Annotated in this window: 5 protein-coding genes and 1 pseudogene; 3 read left to right on the top strand and 3 right to left on the bottom strand. The window is 63.5% G+C overall.

Annotated elements, in window-relative coordinates; genetic code table 11:
- From ACP7EG_RS23305 to ACP7EG_RS23295, 3 genes and pseudogenes are all read left to right on the top strand, one after another.
- A pseudogene (locus ACP7EG_RS23305) lies at positions 1 to 196 on the top strand (myo-inosose-2 dehydratase); the annotation flags it as partial.
- A complete protein-coding gene (gene iolB / locus ACP7EG_RS23300; RefSeq protein WP_426089487.1) occupies positions 193 to 990 on the top strand; it encodes a 5-deoxy-glucuronate isomerase in 798 nt (265 codons plus the stop codon). The pseudogene ACP7EG_RS23305 and the gene iolB, both read left to right, overlap by 4 nt.
- 10 nt (positions 991 to 1,000) lie before the next feature.
- A complete protein-coding gene (locus ACP7EG_RS23295) occupies positions 1,001 to 2,500 on the top strand; it encodes a CoA-acylating methylmalonate-semialdehyde dehydrogenase (RefSeq protein ID WP_426089486.1) in 1,500 nt (499 codons plus the stop codon).
- A gap of 22 nt (positions 2,501 to 2,522) precedes the next feature.
- On the opposite strand, the gene ACP7EG_RS23290 is transcribed toward ACP7EG_RS23295, so the two are convergent.
- The 3 genes from ACP7EG_RS23290 to ACP7EG_RS23280 form a co-directional block, all read right to left on the bottom strand.
- Positions 2,523 to 4,109, bottom strand: a complete 1,587-nt coding sequence (locus tag ACP7EG_RS23290; protein ID WP_426089485.1) for a histidine-type phosphatase — start codon at positions 4,107 to 4,109, stop codon at positions 2,523 to 2,525.
- 92 nt (positions 4,110 to 4,201) lie between these two features.
- Entirely contained in the window at positions 4,202 to 5,821 is a 1,620-nt protein-coding gene (locus ACP7EG_RS23285; protein ID WP_426089484.1) for a histidine-type phosphatase, read from the bottom strand.
- 86 nt (positions 5,822 to 5,907) lie between these two features.
- The gene (locus tag ACP7EG_RS23280) at positions 5,908 to 7,308 is read right to left on the bottom strand and encodes an alkaline phosphatase family protein (protein ID WP_426089483.1); all 1,401 of its coding nucleotides are present in this window, start codon (positions 7,306 to 7,308) and stop codon (positions 5,908 to 5,910) included.
- Positions 7,309 to 7,512 lie beyond the last annotated feature (204 nt).

Below are 7,512 nucleotides of genomic sequence, written 5' to 3'. Positions count from 1 at the left end.
CGTGCCCGGCGACGGCAGCATCGATTTTCCAGCGATCCTGACGCGTTTGTATCTGCACGGCTACGAAGGCTGGCTGGTGGTGGAAGCGGAGCAAGACCCGGCCGTCGCCCCCAGCTATGAATACGCGAAGATGGGCCACGATTACCTGGCCAATCTCGTCGATGCCATTCCCCGCCTGGGGCGGGAGGCGGCATGAGCCCGCTACTGGTGAAAGCGGGGCAGGGACAGACCATCGTCGAAGTCACGCCCGAGTCGGCTGGCTGGACGCATGTGGGCTTTGCCGCGCATCGTCTGACGGCCGGCGAATCGCTGAGCCTGCAGACGGGCAAGCGCGAACTGTGCATCGTCGTGCTGACGGGCACTGTCACCGTGCAGGCGGGCGAACAGAGCTGGGAAGCCATCGGCAATCGCGCCAGCGTCTTCGAGGACGTCTCGCCCTACGCCGTGTATGTGCCGCTCGATACCCACGTCAGCATCACGGCCGTGAGCGCTGCCGAAGTGGCCCTGTGCAGCGCCCCGGCCACCACGCATCGTCCGGCGCGCCTGATCGATCCGGCCAGCATGACGCGTTCCGTGCGCGGCAAGGGTGCGAATACCCGCTATGTGTGCGACATCCTGCCGCAGACAGCAGAGGCCGACGGCTTGCTGGTGGTCGAGGTGGTCACGCCGTCCGGCCATTCGTCCAGCTATCCGCCGCATAAACACGATAGCGACAATGTGCCGCTGGAAAGTTCGCTGGAAGAAACGTATTACCACCGTCTGAACCCGGAGCAGGGCTTTGCCTACCAAAGAGTCTACACGGATGACCGTTCCATCGACGAAGCCATGGCCGTGGAAAACCACGACGTGGTGATGGTGCCCAGGGGTTACCACCCCGTCACCGTGCCGTATGGCTATGACGGCTATTACCTGAATGTGATGGCCGGCCCGAAACGGGTCTGGCACTTTAAAAACGACCCGGCCCATGAGTGGCTGATGCATACCAAATAGAGGATTCAAGATGACAACGCAACAGATCGGCCACTTTATTGGTGGCAATCCCATGGCTTCGCGCTCCGAGCGCACGAGCGAGGTCTTCAATCCCGCCACGGGCGCCGTCACGGCCAAGGTGTCGCTGGCGACTGCAGCCGAGCTGAACGCGGCCGTGGCCGCTGCTCACGCGGCCTTTCCCGCCTGGTCGCAAACCTCGCCCCTACGCCGCGCACGCGTGATGTTCAAGTTCAAGGAATTGCTGGAGAAAAACGCCGACAAGCTGGCAGAGCTGATCACGTTTGAGCACGGCAAAGTTTTCACGGATGCGAAAGGGGAAGTGACGCGCGGCATCGAAGTGGTGGAGTTTGCCTGCGGCATCCCGCAAATGATGAAGGGCGAATACAGCGAGCAGGTGGCCGGCGGTATCGACGCCTGGTCGATCCGCCAGGCGCTCGGTGTCTGCGTCGGCATCACGCCCTTCAATTTCCCCGTGATGGTGCCGATGTGGATGTTCCCGATGGCGATTGCTTGCGGCAATACGTTCGTACTCAAACCGTCGGAGCGCGACCCGTCGGCTAGCCTGCTGCTGGCGCAGCTGTTGACGGATGCGGGCTTGCCCGATGGTGTCTTTAATGTGGTGCAGGGCGACAAGGAAGCCGTGGACGGCTTGCTGCACCATCCGGACGTACGTGCCGTCAGCTTTGTCGGCTCCACGCCGATCGCCGAGTACATCTATGCCACCGGCTGCGCGCAGGGCAAGCGCGTGCAAGCCCTGGGTGGCGCGAAAAACCACATGGTCGTCATGCCGGACGCGGATATCCCGCAGACGGTGGATGCCCTGATGGGTGCGGCGTTTGGCTCGGCGGGCGAGCGCTGCATGGCCATTTCTGTCGTCGTGGCCGTCGGCAATGTAGCGGACCAGCTGGTCGAAGCGTTGGTGCCACGCATCGCGGCACTCAAGATTACGCAGGGCATGGATCTGTCGGCCGAGATGGGCCCGGTGGTGACGCAAGTGCACAAGGATAAAATTGCCGGCTACATCGCCACCGGCGTCAAGGAAGGCGCCAAGCTGGTCAGTGATGGGCGCGGTTTCGTGTTGCCCGGCCATGAAAACGGCTTTTTCCTCGGTGGCAGCCTGTTCGACCATGTCACGCCCGAGATGACCATCTATAAAGAGGAAATCTTCGGCCCTGTCCTGTGTATCGTGCGCGTGCCCGATTTTTCCACTGCGCTGGACCTGGTCAACGCGCATGAATACGGCAACGGCACGGCCATTTACACGCGCGACGGCAACACGGCGCGCGAATACACGCACCGGGTGCAGGTGGGGATGGTCGGCGTCAACGTGCCGATTCCCGTGCCGATGGCTTTCCACAGCTTCGGCGGCTGGAAGCGCAGCCTGTTCGGCGACCACCACGCGCATGGCCCGGAATCCGTGCGCTTCTACACGAAACAGAAGGCTGTCACGCAGCGCTGGCCAGCTTCGACAGCTGCTGGCGCGGAATTTGCCATGCCGACCCTGAAGTAAAGCTCCATGGCGGCGCGCAGCATCAGTGCGCCGCCACGTGTCCGTAGCAGGTTTTCAGTTTCGCATAGTCGTAGAAGACGCTGCCCGGCGCGGTGCGGGCGCCGTCGCAACTAGCCTGGAAGTCGGTTTCCCTTTCGTTGTACAGCAGGCGCACGATGAGCTGTCCTGCGTCGTTGCGGTACACATCCCACTGCATGTTGGCCGCCAGCGGCGAGACGCTCTGGCCACGCCACGGATTACTCTCATCACTGTAGCTGGCCGATGCCGGCAGCGGCGCCAGCGCCTGCTGCAAGCCCATGGCCGAAGCGAGCGGAATGATCATCTCGGCGTGCGTGAAGCGCAGCTTGGCAGCATGGCGCAAGTCACTCTGGGCCAGCGCATCGACTTCCTTGAAAAAATCGTCGCGCAAGGCCAGCGCAAAGCGCCAGGTCACGCCTGCGCTGGCCGTGGTACCCGGCCCTTTCTGGTAAAAATCCTCGTGGTCGGCGACATAGGCGTAGTAGCGCGCATCCTCGGCGGGCATGTAGCGGCTGAAATCGGCCTGCACTTCATGCCGCATGCCGGCGGCGATCGCATACAGCGCATACAGTTTCGTGGCGGCCGCATTCAGGCTGCGGATGACGGTCTTGCCGCTGCCCGTCATGGTGCGCGTAAGCTTGCCGTCCGCGCTGGTGAAGGTATAGCTGCCCGTGTCCGCATAGTTGGCGGCGCCGCGCTCCAGCTGGTCGAGGAAGGCGGGCGCAAACAGCCGTTCGAGCACGTGACGCGCATGCGCGGCCGCTTCCGGTTTTCTGGCCGGGGCGTCCATCAGTGCATGCAGCTGCTTGGTTCTTTCATAGTACTGGTAGGCCCGGCTGGCGGCATAGGTGGCGTAATGCGGGTTGGCGCGATCGGCGACAAGATCCGTCTGCGGCGCCAGCTTGTGCGCATATAGCAGGAAGCGGTTGACGCCATCCGCTTGCAATATCGGCTGTACCGCGGGCTTGCGTCCCTGCGGATACGGCGCAGGCGCGGGCGGCAGGTATAGCAAGGGCGCCAGCGCGGGCGCGTGGTCGAACAGCGACTGTGTGAAAAAGCGCGCGCTGTCGCGCGCGCGGTCCACGCCGGAATGGATGGTGACGATCTGGCGCGGCGCGCTGGCGGCGTTCGCGCCCACTTGCGCAAACAGGGCGGGCAGGCGCGCCAGCATGCGCGCGGCCAGTTGCCGGTGTTCTTCGATGCCTGTCTGCGACAGATTGCCGTAGCCAGGCGCGGTGATGCCGTCCACGCCGTAGCCGAGCAAGGCATTCGCCTGCATCAGGGCCAGGATATCGGGACCCAGTTCGCGTCCCAAAGGCGTGAGCGCATCCTGCGCGGCGGCCTGCTGCCACATCGCATACAGGGCAGCGTCATTCTTCATGCCGCTTAATCCGCGCGCACCGTGGCGCGCCACCAGTTGCGTGTAGATGGGCTGGAAGCCGGCCGGTGGCGCGGCATACGTGGCCGGGTCCTGCTGCGGCGCATACGGCGTCTTGGTCTGGTAATGGCCTTCGACGGCCAGGGCGGGACTGGTGCACATGGAGAGGGCCAGGGCCAGCAGCATGCTGGACAAGGGAAGCGGTGGGGGCATGGTTATCCGTAAGTGACGTGATTGGTTCTTGCGTGCAAGCCTAGCAGCAAACGTCAAACAGGCGGGCACGGCTGCCCGCCTGCACTTCATGACTATTGCGCCACGTGGCCGTAGCAGGTCTTCAGCTTCGCATATACATAGAAATGGCTGCCGGCAGCAAAGCGGGCGCCATCGCAGGCGGCCTGGAAGTCGGTTTCCTTTTCGTTGTATAGCATTTTTACCAGCACATTGCCGCCGGCGTCGCGGTACACATCCCATTGCATGTTGGCCGCCATCGGCGCCACGTACAGGCCACGCCAGCTGCTGTTGTCATAGCTGTAGGTCTGCGCCGCCGGCAGCGCGCCGACGACGGTCTTCAGACCCATGGCAGTTGCCAGCGGAATGATGGCTTCCGCGTGCGTGAAGCGCAGCTTGGCGCCGTGCGACAAGTCGCCGCGCGCGATGGCGTCCACTTCGGTGAAGAAGTCGTCGCGCAGCGCGCGCACGTAGTTCCAGGTGACGCCGGCGCTTTCCGTGGTGCCGGGTCCCTTGTTGTAAAAGTCCTGGTAATCCTGCACGAAGGCCTGGTACTTGGCCGCGTCCGACGGCATGTACTGCACGAAGTCGGCTTTTACTTCGTTCGTCATGCCGGCCATGATAGCGTACAGGTTGTACAGCACGGAGGCGGCATCTGCCAGGCCCTTGATGGTGGTGCCGCCATCGCCCGTGACGGTGTTGGTGAACTTGCCGTCATCGCTGGTGAAACTGTACGTGCCCGTGTTGGCGAAGCGGTAGGTACCGTTGTCGATCTTGTCGACGAAGGTTTTTGTAAACAAGCGTTCCAGCACTTCGCGGCCGAGGGTGCGCGCCGTGGCATCCGTGTCGATGGCCGTGTACTTGGCAAGGAAGCCGGGGCTTTCCAGGTAGGCCTGATAGGCCTGGCTATCCTGGTAAGTCTGGTAATGGCGGTCGAGGGCATCGGTGACGAGGTCTGTCTTCGGTACCAGTTTGTGCGCATACAGCAGGAAGCGGTTGGTGCCATTGGGCTGCACCACGGGCTTGCCGGCCGGGTAGCCGGCGGGTGCGGGTGACAGGGTAATCAGCGGCGCGACGTTTGGTGCCGTGGCGGCCAGCGACTGCGCAAAATACGCGGCGCTGTCCTTGGCGCGGTCCACGCCGGAACTGATGGTGACGATCTGGCGCGGCGCACTGGTGGCGTTCGCGCCCAGTTGCGCAAACAGGGCGGGCAAGCGCGTCAGCATGCGCACGGCCAGCTGCTTGTGCTCATTGATGCCCGTCTGCGACAGGTTGCCGTAGCCAGGTGCCGTGATGCCGTCCACGCCGTAGCCGAGCAACGCGTTGGCCTTCATCAGTTTCAGGATGTCGGCGCCCAGCTTTTGCCCCAGCGGCGTGAGCGCATCGTCGGCGGCCGCCCTTTGCCAGACGTTGTAGAAGGCGGCGTCATACTTCATGCTCGACAGCCCGCGCGAGCCGTGGCGCGCCACCAGTTCGGTGAACACGGGCGCATAGCCGGCCGGCGCGGCTTCATACGTGGCGGCGTCCTGCTGCGGCGTGTATGGCGTCTTGGTCTGGTAGTAGGTGGCGGGCGGGGCAGGCGTGACGGGCGGGGTTAGTGGTGGCGTGACCGGGACAGGTGGCGTATCGTCGCCGCCGCCACAGGCGGCGAGGGCGAGCATCAGGAGGGACAGGGGAAGATGGCGTGCATGCAGCATGGCGTTTCCTTCAGGTGTGGTTAGCCCGGGCGCGCCGCGCAGGACGGCGCACCCGGGACAGCAGTTGGCAGGACGGTGGAGGAGGCTTAGAGCTTGAGTGCCTTGGCCAGGCTGTTGGCGCGCGCATCGCGCTCGCTCAAGGGTGCCAGCCCGTGGCGTTCCTCGATGAACTTCAGGATCGACACGGTTTCATACTCGGTATGGTCGATATGCCCGCCTTCGCTGAAGGGCGAGATGACCAGCGCGGGGATGCGCGTGGCCGGGCCGAAGCGGTCGCCTTTCGGTGGCGCCACGTGGTCCCAGAAGCCGCCGTTTTCATCGGTGGTGACGATGATGACGGTATCCTTCCATTGCGGGCCTTCCATGATGGCGCTGATGATGGCCACGCCCTCGTCGTCGCCAGCCGCGACGCTCGATTTATCCATCCCCGGATGCATGTTCTTCTTGCCCATCGGCTTGTAGAACGAGACGGGCGGCAGCTTGCCCGCCTGGACGTCGGCGATCATGTCGGAGCGGTCCTTCAGATGCGTGGTGCGCTGCTGCGGGCTGTCGATGAAGCGCTTGAAGTAGGTGAACGGCTGGTGATGATACGAGAAATCGTCGGCCTTCTTGCCCGACTTGGTCGAGGCGACGGCGATGTCGTAGCCGTCCGCATAATAGACCCAGGAGATACCCTTGTCCGTCAGGCGGTCGCCGATGGTGGGCATGGTTTGCGGCGGGAGGAAAGTCTGCTTCTTGGTCGGATCGAACAGCAGCGGTCCCTGCATGGTGTTGACGGCGTAGCCGTCCTGCGTCACTTCCGCTTCTTCGCCCTTCTTGTGGCCCGTGCCGCGCTCATCCTGGGCGACGATGGACTTGGGTGCGTTCGGGAACACGGGCGTGCAGGCGCAGGTCAGCCACATGTGGTTGAGGAAGGAGCCGCCATAGGCGGACTGGAAAAAGCGGTCGGCCAGAGTGTAGCGCTGCGCCAGCGCCCACAATTTGAGCTTGCTGCCGTCGAAATAGCCCATGGGCAGGGCGCCCGTGTTGCCCTCGACGACGAAGCGGTCGTTCTTGCCATCGTTGATCTGGCGCTTGTGCGTCCAGAACGCGTGCACGGGACTGGCCGTCTTGTCGCCCAGCGAGACGCTCGGTTCCATGTGGAAGGGCGCGTTGGCGATGCCGGCCTTGAAGCGCGTGTCCAGGCCGCCCTTGTCGAGAGCCACGGCGGGCAGCATGGCATAGGGCTTGCCATCGGGGCCGGTCTGCGTGGTGGTATCGGGCGCGCGGCCATTGGCGATGCCGTCGGCGCCGGGGAAGGTGCCGAACAGGTGGTCGAAGCTGCGGTTTTCCATGTACACGACGACGATTTGGCCGATCTTCGCCAGCTTTGGATCGGCGACGACTGCGGCGGCAATATTTTGCTGCGTGCCGGCGGGAGTGGTGCAGGCCGCAAGGCCAATCGCTCCGGCGCCGTACAGGGCGATTCTTAGAACGTGGTTCAACATAACAGTCTCCTTGATGGCGCCTCCGTGGATGGGGCGCTTTTTTTAGTGGTGTGGCCAGAACTGGCCTGTTTGAAGAAATTGCACACGTGTGCAGCACGCGTGTGCAAACAGTAACCCGGATTTTTTTTGATGTCAACAAGTACAGGAGGAGGACGAAAAAGTGTGGAAAACGTGGAACGGCGGTCGGTGGCGGGCAGGCAGATG

This window comes from Janthinobacterium sp. PSPC1-1 (genome assembly GCF_049897625.1).
Lineage (GTDB): Bacteria > Pseudomonadota > Gammaproteobacteria > Burkholderiales > Burkholderiaceae_D > Janthinobacterium > Janthinobacterium tructae.
This window is presented reverse-complemented; position numbering and strand designations above follow the sequence as displayed.

Bases quoted from the DNA above. Each gene is read 5' to 3' on its own strand.
- ACP7EG_RS23285 (WP_426089484.1), bottom strand. From the start codon at position 5,821: ATGCTGCATGCACGCCATCTTCCCCTGTCCCTCCTGATGCTCGCCCTC.
- ACP7EG_RS23295 (WP_426089486.1), top strand. From the start codon at position 1,001: ATGACAACGCAACAGATCGGCCACTTTATTGGTGGCAATCCCATGGCT.
- ACP7EG_RS23280 (WP_426089483.1), bottom strand. From the start codon at position 7,308: ATGTTGAACCACGTTCTAAGAATCGCCCTGTACGGCGCCGGAGCGATT.
- iolB (WP_426089487.1), top strand. From the start codon at position 193: ATGAGCCCGCTACTGGTGAAAGCGGGGCAGGGACAGACCATCGTCGAA.
- ACP7EG_RS23290 (WP_426089485.1), bottom strand. From the start codon at position 4,109: ATGCCCCCACCGCTTCCCTTGTCCAGCATGCTGCTGGCCCTGGCCCTC.